This window comes from Lentzea jiangxiensis (assembly GCF_900104175.1).
In the GTDB taxonomy this organism is placed as follows: Bacteria; Actinomycetota; Actinomycetes; order Mycobacteriales; family Pseudonocardiaceae; genus Lentzea; species Lentzea jiangxiensis.
In genome coordinates this window covers 200,475-225,991 of the sequence record NZ_FNIX01000002.1, presented here as the reverse complement: position 1 = coordinate 225,991, position 25,517 = coordinate 200,475, and the positions used below count along the sequence as shown (strand labels likewise).

The window sequence follows — 25,517 nt, the reverse complement described above, 5'->3', positions numbered from 1 at the left end:
CGGCGCGGGCCGAGAACTTCGTCATGCTCCCTCTGCGGCCGGCCCGCCGGCCCGCACGAACCGGGTGCCCCATTCGAGCAGGTGCGCGGTGAACTCAGGCGGCCCGAGCACCTCGAAGTCCGCGCCGACGTTGCCCAGCGCCTGTGTCGGCCAGTCCAAACCGGTCGAGATCATGGTGAGGTGGCAGCGGTCTTCTCCGGCGGGCTCGACCGTCCCCCACTGACCTACCATCTGCCGTACCCGCGCTTCGGGTGCATGGACCAAGGCCCGGACCGTGTGAACAGCGGGAGCGCCGACGCTGGTGCGCACGAAGGCCGCCGCGTCCTCGGCGGGCAGCTCGCGCGGCAGGAACCGCGCCCCGGTCGGGCGGGGGTCGGTCAGCCGGTCCAGGCGGAAGCTGCGCCAGTCGTGCCGGGTCAGGTCGTAGGCGACCAGGTACCAGCGTCCGCCCTGCGCGACCAGCCGGTGCGGTTCGACTTCGCGTTCGGTCGCCGCGGCACCTCGTGCCGCGTAACCGAACCGGAGACGTTCCTCGTCCCGGCATGCCTGAGCGACCGCGGTGAGGGTGCCGGCCGCGACGACCGGTCCAGCCAAGGCCGGCGAGACGGTCATGGCGCGCAACGCGTCCACTCGTGCGCGCAGCCTGGGCGGCAGGACCCGCACGACCTTGGTGAGCGCCCTGACGGCGGCTTCCTCGATGCCGCCGATCCCGCTCTGCGCGGCATCGCCCATGCCGACCGCGAGCGCGACCGCCTCCTCGTCGTCCAGCACCAGCGGCGGCAGGACGGCGCCCGGCGCCAGCTGGTACCCGCCGTCGGTGCCCCGGGAGGCTTGGACGGGGTACCCCAGGTCGCGCAGCCGGTCGATGTCGCGGCGCAGGGTGCGCTCGGAAACGTCGAGCCGGTCGGCCAGTTCAGGTCCTGTCCAGTGCCTATGGGTCTGCAGGAGCGACAGCAATCGCAGCGCGCGGGAGCTGGTGTTCGCCATGTCGCCGATCCTGCCAGGGCTTCAGGACAAGAAGTGACCGGAAGCCTGCCTAGCGTTCTCCCCGAAGGCCGAATCGACCGATGGGAAGAACGATGATCACCCGCGAGATCCAGTTGAGCAGCCACGTCACCGGCGTCCCCGGCCTGGAGCACTTCACCGTCGCCGAGGCGGACGTCGACGGTGAGGTGCTGGTGCGCACGGAGCAGGTGGGGCTGGCCGCCACCTACCTGGAGCTGATGCGCGCCGACTGCCACCTCCCCGTGCCGGCGTGGCAGCCGGGTCAGCGGGTGGGCCTGGCCGCGATCGGCACCGTCGTCCGCTCAGCCAGCGACGCGCTCCAGGTGGGCGACCTGGTCCAGTCGATGACGGGCTGGAGCGAGTACTCCGCCGGTCCCGCCCGGTCCTACGTCGAACTCGACCGCGACGCGTTCCCCGATCCCGGCTTCCACCTCGGTCAGGGCCCGACCGCCTTCTACGGCATGGCCGACATCGCGCAGGTGGGCGTGGGAGATGTCGTGTTCGTGTCCGGCGCGGCGGGCGGTGTCGGTTCGCTGGCCGGCCAGATCGCCAAGCAGCTCGGCGCCGCGCGGGTGATCGGCAGCGCGGGCACGGCGGCGAAGGTCGACCACCTGGTCGACGATCTCGGCTTCGACGCCGCGTTCGACTACCACGACGATCCCGCCGCACGGCTGAAGGAACTGGCGCCCGAGGGCATCAGCGTGTTCTTCGACGTCGTCGGCGGCGCGCAGTACGACGCCGCGCTCCAGGTGGCACGGCCGGGCGCGCGGTTCGCGCTGTGCGGCTCGCTGTCCAGCCAGCTCGGCGACGCCGCCGAGCGATTCCCGCAACCGGACCGCGCCGAAGCGGAAGCCAGGGGCGTCGTGCTGTCGCCGTTCTCCTGCCACCACACTCCAGAGCAGATCTCGGCCTGGCAGAAGCACTTCCGCGCCTGGCTGGACGAAGGACGGTTCGTTTACCCGCAGACTGTGGTCGAGGGCGCGATCACCGATGTGCCACAGGCGTTCCTGGCCTTGCTCCAGGGCGCCTACCGCGGCAACGTCTCGGTGCGTTTGACGTGAGCACGCTGCCGCTTCGTGTCCTGAACCGGGCCCTGCTGCAGCGGCAGTTCCTGCTGGCGCGACCCGGGCACACCCCGCTGGAGGTGATCAGGCGGCTGGTCGCGATGCAGGCCCAGGAGCCGAACTGGCCGTTCGTCGGACTGTGGAGCCGAATCCGGGAATTCGAGCACGCCGGGCTCACCACCCTGCTGGAGGACCGGCGAGTCGTGCGATCGGGTTTGCTGCGCAGCACTCAGCACCTCACCCTGGCCGACGACTTCCGCCGGTTCCGGCCGCTGCTGCAACCGGTGCTCGACCGCACCGCGAGCGCGACCTGCTTCAGCCGCACCAGCGCGGGCCTGGACACCGGCGAGCTGGTGGCGGCCGGCTTGGAGTTCCTCGGCGATCGGGCGATGCCCCGCAGGGAGCTGGCCCGGCGGCTGGCGGAGACCTACGGGGTCGTGACGGACGGATCCTGGCCAGCGAGGTGGAAATGCGGTCCGCGTTGATCCACGATCCGGCCACCGCTGGATGGGGTGCCTGGGGGACCCGGCCGTCCGTGTCGGTCACGGCCGTCGGTGTCGGAGAGCCGGCGAACGCCGAGGAACTGATCCGCCGCTATCTCGCGGCGTTCGGGCCGGCCAGCGTCCAGGACGTGCAGGCGTGGAGCGGGTTGACCCGGCTGAGCGAGGTCGTCGCGAGCATGAGCGGCGAGCTGCGCCGCTACCGGGATCCGCACGGCAGGGAACTGGTCGACCTGGCCGATGCCCAGCTGCCCGACGCCGACACCCCGGCTCCTGTGCGGTTGCTGCCCGCATTCGACAACGTTCTGCTCGGGCACACCGACCGGACCCGGATCATCGCCGACGAGGACCGGAAGCGGATCATGCCCGGCCGGGCGCTGGTCCTGCCCGCGTTCCTCGTCGACGGCCGCGTGCACGGCAGCTGGTCGCTGTCCGGCGGGGAGCTGCGGCTGACGCCGTTCCGGCCGCTGACGGTCGACAACCGGGCCGCGCTCGAGGACGAGGCTCAACGCCTGCTGCCGTTCGTGGGCGCGGAAAGCGTGTCCTTCTCCGCCCGGCCTTGATCGACCGACCTCGATCGCCACAGTCAGCCTGATCGAGTCTCGGGCAACACCCGGCACCGACTGCGCTTCCTTCCCACCACGCACCAATGCGACCGGAGGCGCACCGCGCAGAACCTGCACCTGCGCTCAACGATGGAACGCGCTCTCATGGCTCCCTGAGCGCAGGCCGAGCACGCTCATGCCGATGACCGCGTGTTGCGTGGTGCAACGTAGTGGATTGTCGGGACGATGTGGGGGTATCGGTGTCGTGGGCTTGGGGGTTCGTGGTGGGTGGGTCGGCTCGGCGGGTGTTTCTCAGTCATACCTCCGAGCTGCGGAAGTACCCTGTGGGTGGATCGTTCGTGGATGCGGTGGAGAAGGCCGTGCTGCGGGTGCGGGTGGCCGCCCCGGTGCGCGGCCCGAACGGCGACGTGGTGGCCGCCGTCTCCGTGGTGGTGCCGATCGAGACCCGCACCGACACCGTGCTGCCCGCCGTGCGGGCCAGTGGCCGGTCTATTTCACGCGCGCTGGGCCGGCGCACGCCGTAGCGGGACCATCGACGTCCGCGCGGCGGCGAGGGCGGCGAACTCGGCCTGCTGCTCCGGGGTCATGAGGTTCTTGGGCAGCGGGACGGCCTGCGACTTGGTGAACATCAGGTACCAGACGTCGGGCTTCTCCACGACCCGCGCCAGCGTCTCCCAGTGGCACCGCATCTGGGCCAGCGGGTACGCGATGCTCACCCACTGGTCGTCGATCACCAGGTTGAACGCGGCCCGAGTGGCGGACCACTGCGCCTCCAGCGCCTGGGCGGCCGTGACCCGCCCGATGCGGAACACCAGCAGGGGGCCGAGGATCGCACAGACGACCCCCACCACCTTGTCGATCGTCGTCAGGGTCAGCATGGCGACGCCAAGCGCGACGAGCACCGCGCCCAGCACGTAGAGCCGGTTGAGCTGCGGACGGAGCAGGAACTGGGTCGTGCGCTTGAACAGGCGCTCGTCGTACGGCACCGTGATCGTCATGGACACCGGCTCACCTTAATACGAATGACGTTCGTGGCTGCCAGGGCGAGCGCATCCCCCGCCTGTACGGGTTCCAGCCCTCCGATCAGCTCGCCGACTGCCACGAGACGGGGTGGTCAGTGGGCAAGCGTGGACCCGTACCCAAGCCCACGTCGCTGCGCGTGCTGCACGGTGACCGCCCCGACCGGATCAACACCCGCGAGCCGGTCCCACCCGATGCCGAGGTCGAACCGCCGGACTGGCTGTCCGACTCGGCCCGCGCGATCCGGGACCGGCTCGCACCCGGACTGGTCGCCCGCAAGGTGCTGACCGTCTGGGACGCCGACGCCTTCGCCATCCTGTGCCAGGCGCTGGCCCGCTACCGCGAGGCCACCACCCTGCTCAACAGCTCGGCCCTGCTCGTGCAGGGATCGGGCGGGCTGGTGAAGAACCCAACCACCACCCTCGGCACCGCCAACGACCTCGCCCTCCGACTACACACCACAGGCGACCATCGGGCCGCGCGCGATCTCGACGAGGACACCCTGGCGCGCTACCGCCGCGTGCTGGGCGAGGACCACCCCGACACCCTGCGGACGGGGCGCAATCTCGTCTCGGTTCTCCGCGACCTTGATCAGCACGACCAAGCCGACGCACTACAAACATGGATCGACAACACCGCCAAATCGCGACGATCATGGACCAATCGCAGACCGGCAAGCACCACAGGACCATCTTGTTCGCGTCATCACGAACATCCGGTCATGCCGCGGAGCGTGTTGCTTGAGCGTGTTGCTGCCGACCAGCGGACGTTGGAGGCTTCGACCGGCAATGCCGGTCGAGGCCTCGACGGTGTGCACCGATGCACTCGTTCTGCTGGCTCGGCGTTCCCGAAGCCGCGCGGCTTCGCGCTGTGGAGCGTCCTGCGGATCTGCTACCCGAGCACCGCGAACCACGTCGAACGCAACCCGGAGCCGTTCACGGCATTCGTCATCCGCCAAGGCGCGGAGTGCTTCCCCCGGAACTCCAAGTCGCGGCCGAAAGCGAGTTCCTCCGGGCCGTCGTCACGCACCCGGAAGGAGAATCCGCTCACGCCGGATCTGATCCGGCGGTGTTGTGGAGCTGACCAGTCAGCACGTCATCGGGCCGGCGGAGTTCTCCGGCGACATGTTCTCCAACTGGTGAAGGATCTTCCATCCGCGATCTGACTGCTACCGCGTCAGCCTCGCGGCCGAAAGGATGGCGTGACCACGCGATGTCGCTGCGGATCGGGAACGGCGCCGGTCGCGAAGACGTCCTCATGCTCAAGCCAGAGGTTCCGTGATGGGTCCGGGCGGTGCCGGCGACCTCACGAACACCGGCTCACTCCCCCTGTCCGTCCCAAGGGCCGACGGGCGAGCGCTGAACTTCGTCCTGCGGGGTCGACACGCGGACGGCGGCTGGGGCTGGCGCACTGACGGCGGCAGGGAACTGATCACCACTTCCCTGCCGCGATGAATTTGTTCCCGCAAATAGATTCGCGTCGTACGCGCAACTCCAATTGAGACAAGAAACTTGTAAAAGTACATTGATCTGCTGGCTCGCGGCGCTGATTCGGATCTACACTCGAAAGGTGATCGGCAAAAATCCCAGCTCATCGGATGTGCCGGTGCTCGAACGCGTCCGACGCGGACTCATCGGCGACAACGCGGTACTCGACGGTCCTTACGGTCCGCGAAGGATGATCTACGCGGATTACACCGCGTCGGGCCGGGCGCTGGACTTCGTCGAAGACTTCGTTCGTGCGCACGTCCTGCCCCACTACGCGAACACCCACACCGAGAGCTCGAGCACCGGCCGGTACACCACTCTGCTGCGGGAACAGGCCAGACGGCTCATCCGCGACTCCGTCGGCGGCACGGAGGACGACCTCGTGATCTTCTGCGGTTCCGGTGCGACCGCCGCGATCACCAAGCTCATCGGGATCCTCGAGATCCGGCTGCCCGCAGGGCTGGACGAGAAGTACTCACTCGCAGAACGGATTCCGCACGAGGAGCGGCCGGTCGTCTTCGTCGGACCCTACGAGCACCACTCGAACGAGTTGCCGTGGCGCGAGTCCACCGCGGACGTCGTGGTCATCGGGGAAGACAGCCGCGGACAGGTGGACATCGCCGAACTGCGCAGGCAGCTGGTCCTCCACGCCGACCGCCCGGTGCGGATCGGCAGTTTCTCGGCCGCGTCCAACGTGACCGGGGTGCTGACCGACACCGACAGCATCGCGGCGCTGCTGCACGAACACGGCGCACTGTCCTTTTGGGATTACGCGGCAGCCGGCCCGCACGTTCCCATCCGCGTCCGGGAGAGCGCGCCGGGGCGCGGGGACCACAAGGATGCCGTTTTCCTGTCACCGCACAAGTTCGTCGGCGGTCCGCAGACGCCGGGTGTGCTGGTGGTGCGCCGTGACCTGGTCAACAACAGCGTGCCCACGACGCCGGGCGGCGGCACGGTGGCGTTCGTCCACCCCCACGGCCACCGCTACCTCGACGACCCGGTGACCAGGGAAGAAGGTGGCACCCCCGCGATCGTCGAGTCCATTCGCGCGGGTCTGGTGTTCGCGCTCAAGGACGCCGTGGGCACCGAGGTGATCCAGGCGCGCGAAGAAGGGCTGTGGCGGCACGCCCTCGCCGAGTGGGAGCAGGAACCCGCCATCGAGGTCCTCGGCAACCACCACGCCGACCGGTTGTCGATCGTGTCGTTCCGCATTCGTCGCGGAGAACGGTTCCTGCACCACAACTTCGTCATCGCCGTGCTCAACGACCTGTTCGGCGTCCAGTCCCGCGGTGGGTGCTCGTGCGCAGGGCCCTACGGACACCGGTTGCTCCAGATCACCACCGAGCAGTCCGACGGCTACGACCGCAACGCCGCCGTCGGCTGCCACGGGGTCAAGCCCGGCTGGGCTCGGCTCAACTTCAACTACTTCATCACCGACGCCGTCCGCGACTACCTCGTCGAGGCCGTGCGACTGGTCGCCCGATACGGCCACCGCCTGCTGAGCGACTACACCTTCGACCCGATGGCGGGACTGTGGCGGCACCGCGACACGGCTCCCCTCCCGCCGGGGTTGCCAGATCTGCGCTCCGCGGTGACCACACACGCGCCGTCGGCGACGACTTGCGCCGACGACACGATGCTCGCGACTCAACTGGAAGACGCCCGGCGCTTGCTCTGGGCTCGCGCTGACGTGGTCGACGACGGGCCCACCGGCCTGCCGGAGGACTTCGAGGCGTTGCGCTCGTTCGTCCTGCCGGCGATCTGCCTGGAGCCTGCCGGTTAGCTCGTCGGAGCAGGTCGGCGATGTCGTCGAGCCCGAACGCCGTGCACTGCAGGGCAAGCCGTGCAGCAAAGCCATCACCGCCCGTGCTACGCGATCGGGATCCAGGTCGGTCGGCACACCGCACGTGCTCAGACCTGTCGACGCGCAGTCGGGAGGACCGGCAGGCGCCGGCCAGCCGCGCCGCGGTTCAAGCGACGTCGATCCGGCCGGAGTTCAAGCCCCGCTGTTCGTGCTCGACCCGAGATGACCGTTACCAGCGCAGGGAAAGGCCCGCGAGGTACTCGCCGAGCTTTCCCGCGATCAACCGGTGGTCGCGCGCGGAGAAGTGCCAGTCGCAGCCCAGCCGGTCGAGCGCCGGGTCGGCGTAGTTCCAGAGCCGCACGCGCGGGTCACCGCTCTCCCGCACGACCTGCCGGGCGGCGTCGGCGAACGTGCCGGTGGCCTCGGGAACGCTCACCACGATCGTGGTCGCGGTGCCGTACCTGGTCCGCAGCTTGGCGAGGAAGCCCTGGTAGGCCGCTTTCCAGTCGGCCACCAGGGTGTCCGGCGTCCACGGCTCGCCGGGGTTGAGCGGGGTGGAGAAGTCGTTGGTGCCGAGGCCCACGACGACCACCTGCGGCCTCCACGACGCGGGCTTGCGCCACACGTCGCCTTCGACGTTCAGCAACGCCCGGTCGTAGTAGGTGCGGTAGCTGGTCCCGGCGGAGTGGCCGTTGTAGTTGCGCACCACGCCGAGGCCCGAGAAGGCGTTGACCTGGTAGTCGGCGTTCAACGCGCGGGCGGTGAGCGCGCCGAAGCTCAGGTCGGTGTTGGTGTTGCGGGTGACGCCGCCGTTCGCGGAGCAGTCGCGGGTGGTCGAGAGGTTGCCGTAGCCCGCGGTCAGGGAGTCGCCGACGAACTCGATCTGCCGGGTGCGCGGAGCCGGTTTCGCGAGCACCGCCCCGTCCGCCACGAAGCCGCCGAACTGCCCCGCCGCCCACGGGCTCTCGGTCCGCTTGACCAGCCGGACGCGGTGCACGCCGTCGCTCAAACCGCGGACCCAGTGCGTGGTGCGGCCCGGTGTCACGAGCGACGCGACGGTCCTGCCGTCGACCTGCACGTCGTAGTCGTTCACCGAGTCGTCGAGGACGACCCCGACGCCGGTGCCGAAGAACCTCCCCTCGAAGTAGACGCCGGGCCACGTGTACTGGCCCGCCGCGGTGACGCGGCCCGCGGTGTGCGCCTGCGCCAGGACCCCCGCGGTCGCCGGCGCCGCCGGCACCACCAGGGCCGCCACCGCGACGAGAACTGCCACTGTCCTGCGTGATCCGTTCATGAACCCTCGCAATCAGTTGAACGGCCGGTGTTCGAACCAGTCGAAGCGGACGGTGCCCTCGGCCGCGTACAGGCCGATGACGCGTCCGGTGAAGCCACCCGCCACCTCGGTCGACAGGTACTTGCCGTCGAGCGCGGCCAGGACCGTGAGGTCCGGGGCCTCGACGCCGAACGACAGCGTGTCGGGACCGGACCGTGCGTCCCGCGGCGTGCCTGGCAAGTACTCGAAGCTGGAGCAGTCCAGGTAGTAGTCGTCCCCGACGCGGCACACGCTCGGGTCGGGGTGCATCCCCGGGATCACCGCTGCCGTCCTTCCCGCACCACGACGCACCCCCCGGCCGGCAGTGCGTCCACCCTCCTGCGGGTGAGCAGGTCGAGGGCGGGCCTGGGCAGCGACACGGGCTCGGCGCGGTGGTTGAGCAGGAAGTGCCAGCGGTGCCGTTCACCGGTGCGGGTGACGGCCTCGACGCCGGGAGGCAGTCCCGGCAGCGCCGGGCGGACTCCGGCGAGGTCCAGCAGCTCGCCGACCAGTGCCGCGTAGTCCACGGCGTCGAGGCGGGTGGACAGGTACCAGGCGGTGCGCCTCCTGGTCAGCGCGGGAGATCCGTCGAGCACGCCGTGCGTGTACGAGGCGACCGCCACGGCGCCCTCCAGCCGGATCGACTCGCTCCAGGCGGTGCCGTGCGAACCGTCGGACAACGTGATCCGCTCGTCGCGGCGCAACGGCCGGTGCTCCTCGACCCGGATGCCGAGCGCCTCCCGCAGGGGTGCGGCCGGATATCCGCCGAGCCGGGCGTGCAGGCGGCCGTCGACGACCCCGCTGAAGTGCTGCACCAGCACCGTTCCGCCCTTCGCGGCGAACCGGCGCAGGTTCTCCGCGCCTTCGTCGGACAGCAGGTACAGCGCCGGGGCCAGCACCAGCCGGTAGCGGCTCAGGTCGGCCTCCGGGTGCGCGAAGTCGGCCACCACCCCGGCGTCCCACAGCGCCCGGTGAGCGCGGCGCAGTGCCGGGTGGTAGTCCAGTTCGGACGAAGGCAGGCCGTCGGAGCTCAACGCCCACCAGGCGTCCGAGTCGTGCAGCACGGCCGCCGAAGCCGTCACGACCGACCCCGCCACCTCGGCCAGCCGGGCGAGGGCCGCACCGGTCTCCTTGACCTCGCGGAAGATCCGGCTGTCCGGTCCGGCGTGCGGGACCATCGCCGAGTGCCACTGCTCGGCACCGGCCCGCGACTGGCGCCACTGGAAGAACAGCGCCCCCTCCGAGCCGCGCGCGACGTGGCCGAGCGAGTGCCGCAGCACCTCCCCCGGTTCCTTGGCCAGCACCCGGTCACCGGCGTGGACCGTGCTGGTCCCCTGTTCCATCAGCAGCCACGGCCTGCCCCCGGCGAACGACCGCGCGCGGTCCGCGGCGAACGCGACGTCGGCTGCGGCGTCGAGACCGGGCGCGTCCGGGTAGTGGTCGACGGCCACCACGTCGACCTCGCGGCCGAGCGCCCACAGGTCGACGTTCTGGTAGCCCGGCAGCATCAGGTTCGTCGTCACCGGCCGGTCGCTGACCGCGCGGATCGCGTCCCGCTGCTCCCGGTACGCGGCGATCACCTCGTCGGAGAAGAACCGGCTGAAGTCCAGCGACTGACCGGGGTTGCGGTGCCACTGGGTCGCGCGCGGTGGCAGGACCTGCTCCCAGTCGGTGTAGCGCTGGCTCCAGAACGCCGTCCCCCACGCCTCGTTCAGCGCGTCGAGCGAACCGTGCCGCGCCCGCAGCCACACCCGGAACGCGGCGGCGGTGTGCGAGCACCAGCACAACGTCGCGTACTCGTTGTGCACGTGCCACAACGCCACCGCCGGGTGGTCGCCGTAGCGTTCCGCGAGCGCCGAGGCGACGGTGCGGGCGGCAGCGCGGTAGGCGGGCGCGGTGAGGCAGTAGGTGTCGCGGCTGCCGTGCACGAGCCGGACGCCGTCCGGGGTGGTCGGCAGGGCGTCGGGGTGCGCGAGGGTGAACCACGGCGGCGGCGAGGCGGTCGGGGTGGCGAGGTCGACCGCGACACCGTTGGCGTGCAGCCGGTCCAGGTGCGCGTCGAGCCAGGCGAAGTCGTAACGCCCCTCCTCGGGTTCGAGCAACGCCCACGAGAAGACGCCGACCGTGGCCAGGTTGACCCCGGCCTCGCGCATCAGCGCGTCGTCCTCCTTCCACACCGCCTCGCCCCACTGCTCCGGGTTGTAGTCGCCCCCGAACGCCAGGCCTCCCAGGCGTCGCGTGATCACGACTCGTCCCGCACGGGCAGCCGGGCGTCGTCGCGCAGGAACACCGGGATCCGCTCGATCGGTGCCGCGGCCACCACCGTCTGCCCGCCGGCGTGCTCCTCACCGGTCCACGCGTCTGTCCACCGCGCACCGGCGGGCAGCCACACCTCCCGTTGTGCGACACCCGCCTCGGTCACCGGGGCGACGAGCAGGTCGGGACCGAGCAGGAAGGCGTCCTCGACCCGCCACGCCTCCGCGTCGTCGGGGAACTCGAGGAACACCGGGCGCATCGGCGGGAGACCGGTCCGCGAGGTCACCCGCATCTGCTCCATCAGATAGGGGCGCAAGCGTTCGCGCAGGCGCAGGTGCGCGGCGAGGATCTCGTAGGCCTCCTCGCCGTAGGACCAGACCTCGTTGGGCAGACCGCTCATGCCTGGCTCCAGCACCTGCTCGGAGCCGCGGAACCCGTGCAGCCGGAACAACGGGCAGAACGTGCCGTACTGGAACCACCGCACGAGCACCTCGCGGTAGGCGGGATCGCCGGGGTCGCCGCCGTGGAACCCGCCGATGTCCGTGGTCCACCACGGAATGCCGGACAGCATCACGTTGAGCCCGGCCTTGATCTGCGTGCGCAGCGTGGCGAAGTCGGTGCCGATGTCACCGGACCACAGTGCCGCGCCGTACCGCTGCGCGCCTGCCCACGACGAGCGGTTGAGCGAGATGACCTCGGTCTCCCCCGCCGCCCGGAGTCCGTCGTGGACGGTGCGGGCGTTCTCGCGCGGGTAGAGGTTGCCGACCTCCAGGCCGGGTCCGGCGTGGTAGCGCAGGTTGTACTGGTTGCCGGGCTTGATCTCGGGTTCGCCCGCGTCCAGCCAGAACACCTTCACGCCGAGGTCGTGGTAGCCGCGCCGGAGGCGTTCCCAGACGTAGTCGCGCGCCTCGGGATTCGTGGCGTCGTAGAACGCGACCTGGGCGGAGTAGGCGCCGAGTCCCTTGTCCGGCCAGTCGGCGTGCGCCATCGGGCCGAACTCGGTGCCGATCAGCAGGCCCTGGTTGAGCATCGGGTGGTAGTTCTCGCTGGCCGGGCTCACCGACGGCCAGACCGACACCATCAGCTTGACGCCCATCTCGTCCAGCTCGCGGACCATCGCGGCGGGATCGGGCCACTCGGCGGGGTCGAACCGCCAGTCGCCGAGGTGCGTCCAGTGGAAGAAGTCGCAGACGATCACGGACAGCGGCAGGCCGCGCCGGCGGTACTCGCGAGCGACCTCCAGCAGCTCGTCCTGGGTGCGGTAGCGCAGCTTGCACTGCCAGAAGCCGGAGGCCCACTCGGGCAGCTCCGGCGAGTGCCCGGTGACGGCGGCGTAGCGGCGCAGCACGTCGGCCGGTGGGCCGGCGGTGACCCAGTAGTCGATCTGACGGGCGCTGTCGGCCACCCAGCGCGTGCCGGTCTCGGCCAGTTCCACGCGGCCGATCGCGGGCGAGTTCCACAGCAGGCCGTAGCCGCGGTCGGAGATCAGCAGCGGGATGGAGACCTCGGCGTTGCGCTGCACGAGGTCGATGACCGCGCCCTTCTGGTCCAGCAGGCCGTGGGTGTGCTGACCGAGGCCGAAGAGCTTTTCCTCCCGGTAGGCGCGGAAGCGCTGTTCGAGGCGGTGATGACCGTTACCGGTGGCGGTGGCCAGCCGCGGCCCCGGCCACCAGAAGTGCGCGGGTTCCTCGGCCAGCAGCTCGGTGCCGTCCTCGGTCCTGCCGAACGTCAGCCGTCCCGCCGACGGCCACAGCTCGGGCGTGAGCGCGCCTTCGGTCCCCGCGTCGATCCGCACGGTCAGCGCGCCGCTCACGAGCGTGGCGTGGTGCTCGGACACCTTGACCCGCACCTCGCCGGGCGGCGGGGTGGCGAGCAGCGCGCCGGGGAGGTCGTCGAGCAACGGCCCCGCGGGGGTCGCCCGGACGCGGACGGCGTCGGGACCCCAGGCCTCGACGCGGAGGGTCTCCCCCTTGGCACGCCACTCGAGCGCCGTGCCGAGGTCTCGGAAGTACGGGGACATGCGGAACTCCTCGCGGGGCGTGGGTGAGCTCAGGGCAGGCGCGGCGCGGGTCCCGTGCTGTCGCGCACGGTCAGGACGGGGGTGAGCAGGACGCGGTCGTCGGCGGGCCGGCCGCCGTCGTTCGCCGCGGCGAGCCGGCGCATGATCTGCTCGACGGCGACCCGGCCGAGGTCCTGCGCCGACCCGGTCACGGCCGTGAGCCGCGGCGCGAACTGCTCGGCGAGCTGGTCCTGGCAGAGCGCGACCACGGAGGCGTCTTCGGGAACGGTGCGCCCGCTGGTGCGCAGCAGGCTGAGCAGCGGCCCGATCGCGCCCTCGTTCTGCACCACGAACCCCGTGGTGCGGGGACGGTCGGCGAGAACGCGGGCGAGTGCGCCCGCCGTGCTCTCGTAGGTGCCTTCACAGGTCCGGTGCAGGAACCTCAGGCCGCGTTCCTCGGCCTGCGAGCGGAATCCGGCGATCGTGCGCTCGGCGTAGCCGGCGTGCCGGTGGTAGACCCCGGAGCCGTAGCCGATGAAGGCGACGTCGCGGTGCCCGAGGTCGGCGAGGTGGTTCGCGCACAACGCCCCGGCGGCGGCGAAGTCGTGGTCCACGCAGGACAGTCCGCGGGCGTCGTCCGCGAGGCCGATGAGCGCGGCCTGGGTGCCCTGCGCCCGCAGCACCGGGATGCGTTCGTCGTCCAGCTCGACGTCCATCAGGACCAGGCCGTCGGCGAGGCCGCTGGCGGCGATCCTGCGCACCCCGTCCGGGCCCTCGTCGTTGGTGATCAGCAGGACGTCGTAGCCGTGCCGGCGGGCGGCCGTGGTCACCGCGATGGCGATCTCCATCATCACCGGCACGTAGACGTCCGTGCGCAGCGGCACCATCAGCGCGATGATGTGCGACCGCCTCGCGGCCAGCGCTCTCGCGCCCGCGTTGGGGTGGTAGCCGAGCTCGCGCACCGAGCTCTGCACCCGCGACCGGGTCTCCTCCGAGATGGCGCGCTTGCCGCTCAGCACGTAGCTGACGGTGCTGGACGACACGCCCGCGTGCCGGGCCACGTCGGCGATGGTCACCATGGTTCAGCCCTTGATCGCGCCGGTGAGGACGCCCGTGCGGAAGTGCTTCTGCACGAACGGGTAGACGATGAGCAGGGGCACGAGCGTCAGCACGACCACGGCCATCTGCAACGACAGCGGCGCGGTCTGCGAGAGCGCGTCGCCGAAGCCCTGGTTGACCGAGCCCGGCATGCCGTTGCCCCGGCTCACGTAGGTGTAGAGCACGTACTGCAACGGCCACTTCTCGCTGTCCGTCGGCAGGTAGAGCATCACGTTGAAGAACGAGTTCCAGTAGCCGACGCCGTAGAAGAGGGCGATGACGGCCGTGACGGCCCGCGAGGTCGGCAGGACGATCGACCACAGGATCCGCCAGTCCCCCGCGCCGTCGATCCGCGCCGCCTCGACCAGGTCGGCCGAGGTGCTCGAGTAGAAGGCCCGCAGGATCAGGATGTTGAACACCGACACGGCGCTCGGCAGGACCAGGGACCACCACTGCCCGTACCCGCCCAGCCCCGTCACGACGAGGAACGTCGGGATCAGTCCGCCGTTGACGAACATCGTGACGATCAGCAGCGTCAGCAGGAAGCGGTGGGCGAACGACCGCGACCGGGAAAGGCCGTAGGCGCACAGGACCGAGACCACCATCGACACCAGCGTGCCGACGGCGGTGATGCCGAGGCTCACCAGCAGCGCGGTGCGCACGGTCCCGTCCTCGAGCATCACGCGGTAGGCGGCGAAGGTCAGCTCGTCCGGCCAGATCACCAGCCCGCCGGCGCGGTTCACCGATCCCTGCGTCGACAGGCTGGTGACGACGACGATCCACAGCGGCACCAGCACCACCAGGAGCACCCCGCCGAGGGTCACGCCCTTGGCGGCCTCGCCGGCGGCGGTCGGTGGTTCCTCCCACGACCGGCGCGCGCCGCGCCTCCTGCGCCGCGGTGGTCGCGGCGCAACGGTGTGCTCCTCGGTCCGGGCGATCGTCAGCGTGTCGGTCATGCGCGGTACAACCCGTCTTCGCCGAAGGCGTGCGCCAGCTTGTTCGCACCCCAGATGAGCAGCAGCGAGATGATGCTCTTGAACAGGCCCGCCGCCGCGCCGTAGCTGTAGTCGTTGGTGGCGATGCCGTAGTAGAACGCGAACGTGTCGAGCACGTCCGCCGTGTCGTGGCCGACCGCGTACCGCTGGATCAGGAACTGCTCGAAGCCGACGGTCAGCGCGTTCCCGAGGCGCAGCACCAGCATCAGCACGATCACGCCGCGCAGGCCGGGCAGGGTGATGTGCCACAACCGCCGCCAGCGCCCGGCGCCGTCCGCCGCGGCCGCCTCGTAGAGGTCGGTGTTGATGGCGGCGAGCGCGGCGAGGAACACGATGATCCCCCAGCCCGCCTCCTTCCAGATCACCTGCGAGGTCACCAGGAGCGCGAACGTGTCCGGGTTCGTCATGACGTCCCACGTGCCGATGTCGTGGGAGCGCAGGAACTGGTTGAGCACGCCCGCGCCGCCGAGCATCTGCTGGAAGATCGTGATCGCCAGCACCCACGAGAAGAAGTGCGGCAGGTACACCACGGACTGGATGAAGTTGCGGATCCGATCGCTCAGCACGGAGTTGAGCAGCAGCGCGAGCGCGACGGGCACGGGGAAGAACAACACGAGCTGCACGAAGCTCAGGTACAGGGTGTTGCGCACGGCGCTCCAGAACAGCGGGTCGCCGAACAGCCGCTCGAACTGGTGGAGGCCCACCCACGCGCTGCCGGAGACGCCGGACAGCGGGTCGTACTCCTGGAACGCGGTGACGAGCCCGAACAGCGGCACGTAGTTGAACACCAGCAGCAGCAAGACCGCCGGCAACGCCATCAGCACCAGCGAGCGGTCGCGGCGCAGTCTCACCCGCCAGTTCCGCCGCGCCGGTCGCAGGGCCGGTCGCAGGGCGGTCACTGCCCGGTGCCGTGCTTCTGGAGCACGTTCTCGTCCATCCACGCGATCAGCCGGTCACCACCACCGCTGCCCTTCCACGTGGCGACGGCGTCCTTGACGTCCTGCACCTTCTTCTTGCCGTGGTAGCAGTCCTTGACGGTGTCCATCACGGCCTGCGCGGCCTCGGCGGTGGCCTGCGCCTGCGGCATGCTGACGTTCATCCCCCAGAACACCGGCTTGGCGAGCGCCTTCACGTTGGCGGCCTGCCAGGCCGCGAGGTCCTTCGTGACGTTCGGCGCTGTCTGGTTGCTGATCACCTGCGCCGGCGAGGCGAGGAACGGGTAGGTCTGCGCCTGCACCTCCTTGCGCCCGGCCTCGGTGGGCGCCGGCACGCCGCCCTCGGTGGTGAAGTGCGTTCCCTCGACGCCGAAGTTGACCATCGTGTACTCGGCGGACCCGAACGGCGCGGCGAGGTAGTTCGCGACGGCCAGGAGCTCCTCGACCTGCTCCGGCTTGAGGTTCGCGTTGAGGTAGCTGACGATGCTGGTGGCCGGGCCCATGTCGACGCGCGGGGTGCCCTTGCCGTCGGCGGTGAAGAAGTCGAACGCGCCGCGCCGGTAGGCCGGGTTCGCGGCGACGCCGTTCTGGTGGTCGGCGAGGTTCCACGCGCCCGTGCCGCCACCGGCGATCAGCACCTTGCCCGCGTAGAACCGGGTCGTGCCGGCCTGGTCGCCCGCCAGCGCGTCGGGGTGCACGTACCCCGCGGTGGCGAGCCGGTGCAGCCAGTCGAGCGCCTCGAACCACTCGTCGGTCTGGAAGAGGTGCACGAGCTTGCCGTTGTCCACCTTCCACTTCAGCGGCGCACCGAAGGAGGTGTACAGGTAGGTGTAGAGGTCGTCGAACGCCCAGACGCCCGCCTTCGCGTCGGTCAGCTCCTTGCCGAGGTTCATCAGGTCGTCGGCGGACTTCACCTGGTCCGCGGTGATCCCCCTGGCCTCCAGCACGTCGCGCCGGTAGAAGGTGGTGCCGGTGATCGCGAAGCCCGAGGAGAAGCTCGGGATGCCGTAGATCTTGTCGCCCCACGCCCCGGCCCGCCACGCGGCGGTGGGGATCGCGGCGAGGTTCGGGTACTTCTTGACGTTGTCCCCGGAGAGGAACGGTGTGAGATCGGCGAGCTGGCTGCCGGCCAGGCCGCCGGTGTTGAAGTTCGGGTTCCACCAGGACGGCAGGGTGATCCAGTCGGGCAGCCGCTTCGCCGCGGTCATCGTCGAGACGATCGTGTTGTAGGTGTTGCCGTCGGCGGGCTTCATCTCCAGCCGGATGCCCAGCGCCTTGTCCATGGCCTGGTAGAAGGCGTTGTCGGCGGGTGGGATGGTGCCCCACAGCGGAACGACGGCGGAGTACCTGCCTCCCTTGCCGGGCACGCCGGGCACGGTGGCGACGCGGTTCGCCGGGTAGGTGAGGAAACCGGGATCGGTCAGGGCGTCCGGGCCACCCGCGATCGACGCGATGTCCGGCTTGATCGAGCTGAGCGGCACGTGGGCGGGCAGGGCGGCGCGCAGCCCCGACTCGGAGTTCACCCCTGCCCGCTGCGCCCCACCGCCACCGCAGGCCGACAACAGCGGTCCCGCCGCGGCGAGGGCGGCGGCTGTGGCGGCGGCGTTGAGGAAGCTTCTGCGGTTCAACTCGATGCCCATGGCGGAACCGATCCTTCGTCGTCGAAGTGTCGAAGCGCTTAAACAGATGTCGGCGAGGCTAGTGACGCCCGTCTCAGGTGACAAGACCGTTGACAGCGGAAACGCGGTCGTGCCAACGTCGAAACGCTTCGCTGACAGCACCGACCCAAGGGGTTGCCACGTGGGTTTCGAGCACGATCCCGGCGCCGATCGGCCGCCGTTTCGCGACCCGGCGCTGCCGACGCGCAAGCGCATCGACGACCTGCTCGGGCGACTTGCGCTCGACGAGCGGATCGCGATGCTGCACCAGTACTCGCCGGCCGTGCCGCGGCTGGGCGTCGCCGCGTTCCGCACCGGGACGGAGGCGTTGCACGGCGTCGCGTGGCTGGGTCCCGCCACCGTCTTCCCGCAGGCCGTCGGTCTCGGTGCCACGTGGGACCCCGAACTGGTGCGCCGCGTCGCCGAGGCCGTCTCCGTCGAGCTGCGGGCGTTCCACTACCACCGCTTCCCCGCCGTCGGAACGGGCCGCAACAGCCTGCAGGCGTGGGCGCCGGTGCTGAACCTGCTGCGCGATCCCCGCTGGGGGCGCAACGAGGAGGGCTACTCCGAGGACCCGCTGCACACAGCGGAGCTCGGCACGGCGTTCTGCCGGGGGCTCGCGGGCGAGGACGACCGGTTCCTGCGCGCGGCCCCGGTGCTCAAGCACTTCCTGGCCTACAACAACGAGAACGACCGCTGCGTCACGTCGTCGGGCCTGCGCCCGCGCGTGCTGCACGAGTACGACCTCGCCGCGTTCCGCCCGGTGATCGCCTCCGGTGCGGCCACCGGCGTGATGGCCGCCTACAACCTGGTCAACGGGCGTCCGTGCCACGTCACGCCGCTGCTCGCGGACGAGCTGCGGCGCTGGACCGACCAGGAGCTCTTCGTGGTCAGCGACGCCGAGGCGCCGTCCAACCTGGTCTCGGAGGAGCACTACTTCGACGACCACGCCGAGTCGCACGCCGCCGCGCTCAAGGCGGGCATCGACAGCTTCACCGACCACGGCGAGGACAGCGCGACCCCGCTGGGCCGGCTGCGGGAAGCCCTGGAGCGCGGACTGATCGACGAGTCCGATGTGGACCGCGCGGTGCGGAGGCAGCTGGAGGTCCGCTTCCGGCTCGGCGAGTTCGACCCGGACCTCGACCCGTACGCGGCCATCGGACCCGAGGTCATCGACTGCCAGGAGCACCGCGCCCTCGCCCTGCGAGCGGCGACCGAGTCGGTGGTGTTGTTGCGCAACACCGGTTTGCTTCCCCTCGCCGCGCCGAAGATCGCGGTGATCGGGCCGCTCGCCGACACGGTGTGCGAGGACTGGTACAGCGGCACGCTGCCGTACCAGGTCTCCGTCGCGAGTGGACTGAGCGCGGTGCACGGCGGCGAGGTGACCGTCTCGGACGGCGCGGACCGGGTCGCGTTGCGGTCGCGCACGAGCGGCGCGCTGCTGGGCAAGACGGCGTTCGACGTCGTCGACTGGGGCGACGGGGTGCTGACGCTGCGGTCGGCGGAGACCGGCCGGTACCTGAGCCTGCACGACACCGCGCTGGTGGCCGACCAGAAGCTGATCAAGAGCTGGGACGTCCGCGAGACGTTCCGCCTCGTGCCCGTCGAGGATTCCGTGCTGCTGCAGAACGTCCTGACGGGCCGGTACGCCGTCGTGGACCCGGTGGACGGGCGGGTGAGCGTCACGGCCGAGTCCGCGGACGCCGCCGAGCGCTGGGAGCGCGAGGTGCTGCGCGACGGCACCGAGGAGGCGCTGGCCGCAGCGCTGGCGGCCGACGTCGCGGTGGTCGTCCTCGGCAACCACCCGCTGATCCACGGCCGGGAGACCGAGGACCGCACCGGCATCGCGCTGCCCTCCCCGCAGGACGCGTTGCTGCGCGCGGTCGCCGGCGTGCGCCCGGACACCGTGCTGGTCGTGATGAGCAGCTACCCGTACGCCCTCGACTGGGCGGACGCGAACCTGCCCGCCGTGGTGTGGACCTCGCACGGCGGTCAGGAGACGGGCCGGGCGGTGGCCGCCGTCCTGCTCGGCGAGGCCGACCCCGCCGGACGGCTGCCGCAGACCTGGTACCGCGGTGACGACCCGTTGCCGCACCCGCTCGACTACGACGTGATCAAGGCCGGCTGGACCTACCAGTACCACCGCGCCGATCCCCTGTACCCGTTCGGCCACGGGCTCTCCTACGCGGAGTTCGAGCTCCACGACCTGGTCCTGTCGTCCGCCTCCCTGCCCCAGGACGGCGCGGTGGACGTGTCGGTCGCGGTGACCAACACCGGCGAGCGCACGGGCAGCGAGGTCGTGCAGGTCTACGTCCGCGCGCTCGACGCCCGGTACGAGGCGCCGCTGCTGCGGCTCGCCGGTTTCGGCAAGGTGTCGCTCGCTCCCGGCGGGAGCGAGGTGGTGACCGTGCGCCTGTCCGGGCAGCTCTCCCACTGGGACGTCACCACCGGCGCGTTCACCGTCGATCCGGGCGACTACGAGGTGCTCGTCGCCCGTTCCGCCCGGGACGTCGTGCTGACCGCCCCTCTCACGGTCACCGGCCCCGCGCCCGGACCACGCCCCGGCGTCGACCGCCGTCTGCTCGCGGCCGACTTCGACGACCACGACCGCGCCACCCTCGTCGACGCCACCCGCACGACCGGAGATGCCGTCACAGCGGCGGATCCGTCGACGCCCGCGACGCTGGTCTTCCGCTCGACCCACCTCGCGGGCGCGCACTCCGTCGAGGTCGAGGTGGCCGGCGAGGACGACGGCAGGCTGGAGTTCCGGTCCGGTTCCGCGCCGCTGGCGGCGATCGGCGTCCCCGCCACGGGCGACCGCCACGCGTGGACCACGATGTCGCTCGCCCTGCCGGCACCGCTGGAGGGCGTCCACGACCTCCGGGTCGTCCTGCACGGCGGCGTCCGGCTCGCCGCCTTCCGGTTCAGGACCGGCTGAGTCACTCGGCGACCCTCAGCACCGGAGCGCCCCGCTGGGCGCTCCGGCACGCGAGCTTGGGCGGCAGCAACGTCAACGCCGGTGGCTGGCGTCCGTTCAGCTTCGCCATCAGCAGGTCGACGGCCCGCCTGCCGAGCGCCTCGACCGGCAGCTGGACCGAGGTGAGCCGCAGCCGTTCGGCGAGCTCGTCGGGGCAGATCGCCACGACCGCGACGTCCTCGGGCACCCGCTTCCCGCTCGCCCGCAGGCAGTCCACCACCTGGCCCAGCACCGCCTCGTTCTGCACGACCAGCGCGGACATCCGCGGCAGCTCGCGCAGCAACGTGCTGACCACCGACAGCACGGAGTCGTGCCGCTGTTCGGCGGGCAGGGCGGTCGAGGCGACCCCCCGGCGCATGGCCGCGGCGCCGAAGCCGGCGAGAGTCCGTTGTGCGAAGCCGGTGTTGCGCTCGTAGACGATGCTCGGCGCGCCGAGGAAGCCGATGCTGCGGTGTCCCAGGTCGGCGAGGTGGTCGACGCAGCGCGCGCCGGCGGCCTCGAAGTCCAGGTCGACGCAGGTGAGGCCCTTCAACGCCGTGGGGTGGCCGAGGAGCACGGACGGGCGGCCCAGTTCGCGCAGCGCCGGGACCCGTTCGTCGTCGAGCTCCACGTCCATCACCAGGAACCCGTCGACCCTGCCGCCCCCCGCCAGCGCGCGCAGGCCCGCCGCGCCCTGGTCGGCGGTCACGAGCAACACGTTCATGTCGTGGGCGCGGGCGGCGGTGACGACCGACGTCACGAACCGCATGACGACCGGCAGGTGCACGCCTTCGCGCAACGGCAGGACGAGAGCGAGGACGTTCGTCCTCCTGTGCATCGGTGCCAACGCATTCCCGTGCGGGCGATAACCGAGCAGCTGAATGCTTTCCCGCACTCGCACTCGGGTGTCCGCGGAAACCGCGCGTTTGCCCGTCAGCACGTAGGAAACCGTGCTCGGGGCAACACCCGCGTGTTTCGCCACGTCCACAATGGTGACCACGCCGACACCTCCGGACCGCAACGAATCGAAGCGCTTCGACCGGTTCCAGAATGTGACACAGCCGAAACTGGGCCGTCAAGGAATTGCCCCGCGTTCGACGATTTCGACGATCACGTCGTCGAAGGTCACCGGCGCGCTGGAGCGCCGGTGACGCCGGTGGCGGCACTACGATGATCGCCACCATCCGACGACAGGGGGCGGGCATGATCACGATCAAGGAGGTGGCCCGTCACGCCGGCGTGTCGATCAGCACGGTGTCCTACGTGCTCAGCGGGAAGCGCAGCATCTCGGAGGAGACGAAGCGCCGCGTCGAGCAGAGCATCGCGGCCCTCGGCTACCACCCGAACGCCGGTGCCCGCGCACTCGCCTCGAGCCGCTCCCACGTGATCGGTCTCGTCGTGCCGCTGCACTCGGACCAGAACCTGCCCGTCGTCATGCAGTTCGTGTCGGCGATCGTGGCGAGGGCGCGCGACCACGACTACGACGTGCTGCTGCTGACCAAGGAGGCCGGCCCCGGCGAGGCCCACCGCGTCACGGCCCGGTCGATGGCGGACGCGATCATCGTGATGGACGTCGAGAGCGCCGACCCGCGCGTGCCCGAACTGCGCACCGTCGACGCGCCGGTGGTCCTGCTGGGCGTGCCGGACGACCACGAGGGCCTGAGCTGCGTCGACCTCGACTTCGCCGCCGCGGGCCGGCGGATGGTGGCGCACCTGGCGGACCTCGGCCACCGGTCGATCGCGCTGATCGGCTCGCCTCCGGCCGTGTACGAACGCGGCACCAGCTACGCCACCCGCCTGCTGGCCGGGTTCCAGCGGGAGACCACGAGGAGGAACCTGCCGGCGTCGGTGCACTCGTGCGCCCCCGGCTACGACTCGGTCGCCGCGTGCCTCGACACCGTGCTGGAGCCCGGCCGCGGGATCACCGGGCTGGTCGTGCACAACGAGGCGGTCCTCGGTCAGCTGCTGCTCGAGCTGCGGCGCCGTTCGCTGGACGTCCCGGCCGGCCTGTCGGTGGTCACGCTGTGCCCGGACGACGCCGCCGTGGGCCTTCCGGTGCCACTGACCTCGATCTCCGTGCCGGCGCAGGAGCTGGGTGCGATCGCCGTCGACATGGTCGTCTCCCGGCTCGCCAGGGATCAGGCGCCGGAGGTCCGCCTGCTCCAGCCGAGGCTCACCGACCGGGGGAGCACGGCGGCCCGCTGACGGGGATCACCGCGGCGGACGGCGAGGTGGCCACCGGTCGCGGGAGGGCGTGACCGGCGGAGGCGACCCCGCGCCCGGGATCGCCTCCGCCCGCGGTCACCCCTCCAGACTGCGGTAGGTGAAGCTGCCGAAGTCCGCCCACGACGTGCTCGGCGCTCCACCGCCGGTCGCGTAGAGTCCGATGTGGACACCCGTGAACCCGCCGGCCGCCCGGGTGCTCAGCACCCGCCCGTCGAACGGCTCCCCCAGCGGCGTCCACTCCCCGTCACCGGCGGCGACCAGTGCCCGGTGCTCCTGGCCGGTGGCCTCGAACCCCAGCCGCACCGGGCCTTCCGGCACGCGCGCACCGGCCAGCGGTTCGTCGCGTCCGCCGACGCGGAGCACGAGGGTGACCTCGCGTCCGGCGCCGAGCATCAGCCGGACGTGGTGGTCGTTGTTCTGCAGCAGCACGAGACCCGCCGCCTCCGACGGTCCCGCCGGGGTGAAGTCGAGTTCGCAGGACGCGTGGAAGTCCTGGTGCTGCTGGCGCCGCAGCACGATGCTCGGCGTGACCGGGTCGGTGACCTGCTCCGAGCGCACCGCGAGCCGCAGGTGGCCGGGGCGGTCGGTCAGCGACCAGAACACCTCGTCCGGCGTGCGCAGGAACATCCAGGCGGGGTCGAGCACCGGCGCGTCGAAGTCGTCGGTCGCCGCGGCCCGCGGCCACGGGTGGGCGGGCAGGTCCGGGACGTCGTAGCGCTCCTCGACCCGGCCGGTTCCCGGGCTGAACACCGGACCGCCCGCCTCCCACGACACCGGCACGAGGAACGTCTCGCGCCCCAGGTTGTCGAAGTAGCCGCCGTACGGCCGGGTCGCGAGCAGCACCGCGAACCACTGGCCGGTCTGCGTGCGGACGAGGTCCGCGTGCCCGGTCGCCGCGATCGGGTGGCCGCGGCCGAGGTGGCGGTGCGTGAGCAGCGGGTTGAGCCGGGAGCCGGTGTACGGCCCGGTGACCTCGTCCGCCGTCGCCACGACCACCGAGTGCTCGAAGTCCGTGCCGCCCTCCGCGCACAGCAGCACGTACTTGCCGTCCACGCGGTAGAGGTGAGGTGCTTCGAGCCAGACGGAGTCGCGCAACGCGCCGGTCCACAGCACGTGCTCCTCACCCACCAGGTCGAGACCCAGCGTGTCGAACTCGCGCAGCCACACCTCGGTCTGCCCCGGCCGGCCGCCGGGCACCTCGCGGGTCGCGGTCCACCACGCGCCGCCGTCGTCGTCGAAGAACAGCGACGGGTCGAACCCGTCCGCCTCCGGCAGCCACCGCGGTTCCGACCACTCCCCCGCCGGATCCGTTGCCGTGACGACGAAGTTGCCGCTCTTGGCGGTGCCGTCGACCAGCGTGCACACCACGTAGAACACGCCTTCGTGGTGCCGGATCGTCGGTGCGTACAGGCCGCCGGACGCGCGCACGCCCTGCAACGGCAGCTGCGACGGCCTGTCCAGCACGTGCCCGAGCAACCGCCAGTGCACCAGGTCCCTGCTGTGGTAGATCGGCAGGCCGGGGAAGTACTCGAAGGTGGACGTGACGAGGTAGAAGTCCGATCCCGCCCGGCACACCGAGGGATCGGGGTGCGAGCCGGGCAGGACCGGGTTCGTGAACTGTGCCAACTCAGACGCTCCCGCTACGGGTTGAGGCGCGTGTAGGCGGGCTTCGGAGCCAGGTTCTCGTCGAACAGGCAGGCCGCGCCCTCACCGGGGAACACGTCCGGCACCCACGAGTGGCGGTCGGTGAAGCCCCACGTGGTGAACTCGACGCACCGGCGCACCGCGTGGCAGGCGTCCCACACCTGCTCGAAGTAGTCCGCCTGGTCCTCGAGCTTCTCCGGCGTGACCGGCAGCGGGATGCGCACGTCGGCCTCGGTGATCGCGACGTCCAGGCCGAGCGCGGCGAACCGGGCGATGTTCTCCTTCATGCCGGACGGGAACCCGTACATCAGCGACAGGTGCGCCTGGATCCCGACCCCGTGGATCGGCACGCCCTGGCGCTTCAACGACTTCACCAGCTCGTACATGGCGTCGCTCTTGGGGTTGAGCCCCTCGACGTTGTAGTCGTTGATGTAGAGCTTCGCCTTCGGGTCGGCGGCGTGCGCCCAGCGGAACGCGTCGGCGATGTAGCGGTCGCCGAGCTTCTCCTGGAACACCGTCGGCCTGCGGGTGCCGTCCTCGTTGAACGCCTCGTTCACGACGTCCCAGGCGCGGATCTTGCCGCGGTAGCGGCCCGCCTCGGTCCGGATGTGGTCCTTGACGACCTCGCGCAGCTCGGCCGCCTCCAGGCCGCCCACCCAGTCGGGGAGCTGGCTGTGCCAGATGAGCGTGTGCCCGCGGATCGACTTGCCGGTCCTGCGGGCGTAGTCGACGATCGCGTCGGCGCCGGACCAGTCGTACTGGCCGCGCACCGCCTCGACGGTGCCCCACTTCATCTCGTTCTCGGGCGTGACGCTGTCGAACTCGCGCGTCAGCACCTTCTTGTAGTCGGCCTCGGCGGCCAGGTGCTGGGCAGCCACCGCGCTGCCCACGTACCTGTTCGTGGTGTGCTTCAACGGTCCCGCGGCCGAGGCGGGCGCTGCTTGCGCCACCACCACGAGCACGGCCAGGCCAACAGCCAATCGGGTTTTCAC

The 25,517-nt window shown here is 71.0% G+C and carries 20 protein-coding genes and 1 pseudogene; 8 read left to right on the top strand and 13 right to left on the bottom strand.

Going from position 1 to position 25,517, the window contains the following annotated elements:
• Positions 1-21 precede the first annotated feature (21 nt).
• Complete coding sequence (locus BLQ91_RS08790) at positions 22-987, bottom strand: helix-turn-helix transcriptional regulator (protein WP_090096245.1); 966 nt, start codon at positions 985-987, stop codon at positions 22-24.
• Between the two features lie 80 nt (positions 988-1,067).
• Between BLQ91_RS08790 and BLQ91_RS08785 the strand changes: the two genes are divergently transcribed.
• The 3 genes and pseudogenes from BLQ91_RS08785 to BLQ91_RS08775 all read left to right on the top strand — a co-directional run bounded on the left by BLQ91_RS08785 (position 1,068) and on the right by BLQ91_RS08775 (position 3,659).
• Positions 1,068-2,066 (top strand): MDR family NADP-dependent oxidoreductase, encoded by a 999-nt coding sequence (locus tag BLQ91_RS08785; protein WP_218130192.1) that lies wholly within the window; start codon positions 1,068-1,070, stop codon positions 2,064-2,066.
• Between the two features lie 104 nt (positions 2,067-2,170).
• Positions 2,171-3,132 (top strand): annotated as a pseudogene (locus tag BLQ91_RS42530) (winged helix DNA-binding domain-containing protein).
• Between the two features lie 341 nt (positions 3,133-3,473).
• Entirely contained in the window at positions 3,474-3,659 is a 186-nt protein-coding gene (locus BLQ91_RS08775; RefSeq protein ID WP_245733288.1) for an IclR family transcriptional regulator domain-containing protein, read from the top strand.
• Here the strand turns inward: BLQ91_RS08775 and BLQ91_RS08770 are convergent.
• Positions 3,630-4,133, bottom strand: a complete 504-nt coding sequence (locus BLQ91_RS08770; protein WP_090096243.1) for a YcxB family protein — start codon at positions 4,131-4,133, stop codon at positions 3,630-3,632. The two genes, BLQ91_RS08775 and BLQ91_RS08770, sit on opposite strands and share 30 nt — an antisense overlap.
• Before the next feature lie 119 nt (positions 4,134-4,252).
• On the opposite strand from BLQ91_RS08770, the gene BLQ91_RS08765 reads away from it, so the two are divergent.
• Together BLQ91_RS08765 and BLQ91_RS08760 are read left to right on the top strand one after the other, a co-directional pair.
• Positions 4,253-5,320, top strand: coding sequence for a P27 family phage terminase small subunit (locus BLQ91_RS08765; protein ID WP_090096242.1), 1,068 nt, complete (start codon positions 4,253-4,255; stop codon positions 5,318-5,320).
• Positions 5,321-5,832: 512 nt separating this feature from the next.
• A complete protein-coding gene (locus BLQ91_RS08760) occupies positions 5,833-7,425 on the top strand; it encodes an aminotransferase class V-fold PLP-dependent enzyme (RefSeq protein WP_090096705.1) in 1,593 nt (530 codons plus the stop codon).
• A gap of 250 nt (positions 7,426-7,675) precedes the next feature.
• Here the strand turns inward: BLQ91_RS08760 and BLQ91_RS08755 are convergent, their stop codons facing one another.
• Genes BLQ91_RS08755 through BLQ91_RS08720 form a run of 8 tightly spaced genes read right to left on the bottom strand, consistent with a single transcriptional unit; the run spans position 7,676 to position 17,681 of the window.
• A complete protein-coding gene (locus BLQ91_RS08755) occupies positions 7,676-8,719 on the bottom strand; it encodes an SGNH/GDSL hydrolase family protein (RefSeq protein WP_245733287.1) in 1,044 nt (347 codons plus the stop codon).
• Positions 8,720-8,752: 33 nt separating this feature from the next.
• Positions 8,753-9,040, bottom strand: a complete 288-nt coding sequence (locus BLQ91_RS08750) for a beta-xylosidase family glycoside hydrolase (protein WP_245733286.1) — start codon at positions 9,038-9,040, stop codon at positions 8,753-8,755.
• Positions 9,037-11,004, bottom strand: a complete 1,968-nt coding sequence (locus tag BLQ91_RS08745; RefSeq protein WP_245733285.1) for a beta-galactosidase — start codon at positions 11,002-11,004, stop codon at positions 9,037-9,039. Before BLQ91_RS08745 ends, BLQ91_RS08750 begins: the two co-directional genes overlap by 4 nt.
• A complete protein-coding gene (locus BLQ91_RS08740) occupies positions 11,001-13,034 on the bottom strand; it encodes a glycoside hydrolase family 31 protein (protein WP_090096240.1) in 2,034 nt (677 codons plus the stop codon). The genes BLQ91_RS08745 and BLQ91_RS08740 overlap by 4 nt, the downstream gene beginning before the upstream one ends.
• A 29-nt stretch (positions 13,035-13,063) precedes the next feature.
• Positions 13,064-14,092 (bottom strand): LacI family DNA-binding transcriptional regulator, encoded by a 1,029-nt coding sequence (locus BLQ91_RS08735; protein ID WP_090096239.1) that lies wholly within the window; start codon positions 14,090-14,092, stop codon positions 13,064-13,066.
• Between the two features lie 3 nt (positions 14,093-14,095).
• The gene (locus BLQ91_RS08730; protein WP_090096238.1) at positions 14,096-15,067 is read right to left on the bottom strand and encodes a carbohydrate ABC transporter permease; all 972 of its coding nucleotides are present in this window, start codon (positions 15,065-15,067) and stop codon (positions 14,096-14,098) included.
• On the bottom strand, positions 15,064-15,957 hold the full coding sequence (locus BLQ91_RS08725) for an ABC transporter permease (protein WP_245733284.1): 894 nt from the start codon (positions 15,955-15,957) through the stop codon (positions 15,064-15,066). Before BLQ91_RS08725 ends, BLQ91_RS08730 begins: the two co-directional genes overlap by 4 nt.
• 44 nt (positions 15,958-16,001) lie before the next feature.
• Positions 16,002-17,681 (bottom strand): type 2 periplasmic-binding domain-containing protein, encoded by a 1,680-nt coding sequence (locus tag BLQ91_RS08720; protein WP_090096237.1) that lies wholly within the window; start codon positions 17,679-17,681, stop codon positions 16,002-16,004.
• 160 nt (positions 17,682-17,841) lie between these two features.
• Here BLQ91_RS08720 and BLQ91_RS08715 point away from each other — a divergent pair, with 160 nt between their 5' ends.
• Complete coding sequence (locus BLQ91_RS08715; protein WP_218130189.1) at positions 17,842-20,637, top strand: glycoside hydrolase family 3 protein; 2,796 nt, start codon at positions 17,842-17,844, stop codon at positions 20,635-20,637.
• 1 nt (position 20,638) lies between these two features.
• Here the strand turns inward: BLQ91_RS08715 and BLQ91_RS08710 are convergent, their stop codons facing one another.
• Complete coding sequence (locus BLQ91_RS08710; protein WP_342670626.1) at positions 20,639-21,595, bottom strand: LacI family DNA-binding transcriptional regulator; 957 nt, start codon at positions 21,593-21,595, stop codon at positions 20,639-20,641.
• Between the two features lie 52 nt (positions 21,596-21,647).
• On the opposite strand from BLQ91_RS08710, the gene BLQ91_RS41105 reads away from it, so the two are divergent.
• Positions 21,648-21,806 carry a hypothetical protein gene (locus tag BLQ91_RS41105; RefSeq protein WP_176959634.1) on the top strand — a complete coding sequence of 53 codons (159 nt, stop codon included), beginning with the start codon at positions 21,648-21,650 and terminating at the stop codon, positions 21,804-21,806.
• A gap of 19 nt (positions 21,807-21,825) precedes the next feature.
• Entirely contained in the window at positions 21,826-22,860 is a 1,035-nt protein-coding gene (locus BLQ91_RS08705; RefSeq protein WP_342670620.1) for a LacI family DNA-binding transcriptional regulator, read from the top strand.
• A 96-nt stretch (positions 22,861-22,956) separates the two neighbouring features.
• Here BLQ91_RS08705 and BLQ91_RS08700 read toward each other — a convergent pair whose 3' ends face one another.
• The gene (locus tag BLQ91_RS08700) at positions 22,957-24,507 is read right to left on the bottom strand and encodes a glycoside hydrolase family 43 protein (RefSeq protein ID WP_090096233.1); all 1,551 of its coding nucleotides are present in this window, start codon (positions 24,505-24,507) and stop codon (positions 22,957-22,959) included.
• A gap of 14 nt (positions 24,508-24,521) precedes the next feature.
• The gene (locus BLQ91_RS08695) at positions 24,522-25,517 is read right to left on the bottom strand and encodes an endo-1,4-beta-xylanase (RefSeq protein ID WP_245733283.1); all 996 of its coding nucleotides are present in this window, start codon (positions 25,515-25,517) and stop codon (positions 24,522-24,524) included.

Bases quoted from the DNA above. Each gene is read 5' to 3' on its own strand.
- BLQ91_RS08790 (WP_090096245.1), bottom strand. From the start codon at position 987: ATGGCGAACACCAGCTCCCGCGCGCTGCGATTGCTGTCGCTCCTGCAG.
- BLQ91_RS08785 (WP_218130192.1), top strand. From the start codon at position 1,068: ATGGGAAGAACGATGATCACCCGCGAGATCCAGTTGAGCAGCCACGTC.
- BLQ91_RS08770 (WP_090096243.1), bottom strand. From the start codon at position 4,133: ATGACGATCACGGTGCCGTACGACGAGCGCCTGTTCAAGCGCACGACC.
- BLQ91_RS08760 (WP_090096705.1), top strand. From the start codon at position 5,833: ATGATCTACGCGGATTACACCGCGTCGGGCCGGGCGCTGGACTTCGTC.
- BLQ91_RS08740 (WP_090096240.1), bottom strand. From the start codon at position 13,034: ATGTCCCCGTACTTCCGAGACCTCGGCACGGCGCTCGAGTGGCGTGCC.
- BLQ91_RS08735 (WP_090096239.1), bottom strand. From the start codon at position 14,092: ATGGTGACCATCGCCGACGTGGCCCGGCACGCGGGCGTGTCGTCCAGC.
- BLQ91_RS08730 (WP_090096238.1), bottom strand. From the start codon at position 15,067: ATGACCGACACGCTGACGATCGCCCGGACCGAGGAGCACACCGTTGCG.
- BLQ91_RS08720 (WP_090096237.1), bottom strand. From the start codon at position 17,681: ATGGGCATCGAGTTGAACCGCAGAAGCTTCCTCAACGCCGCCGCCACA.
- BLQ91_RS08705 (WP_342670620.1), top strand. From the start codon at position 21,826: ATGATCGCCACCATCCGACGACAGGGGGCGGGCATGATCACGATCAAG.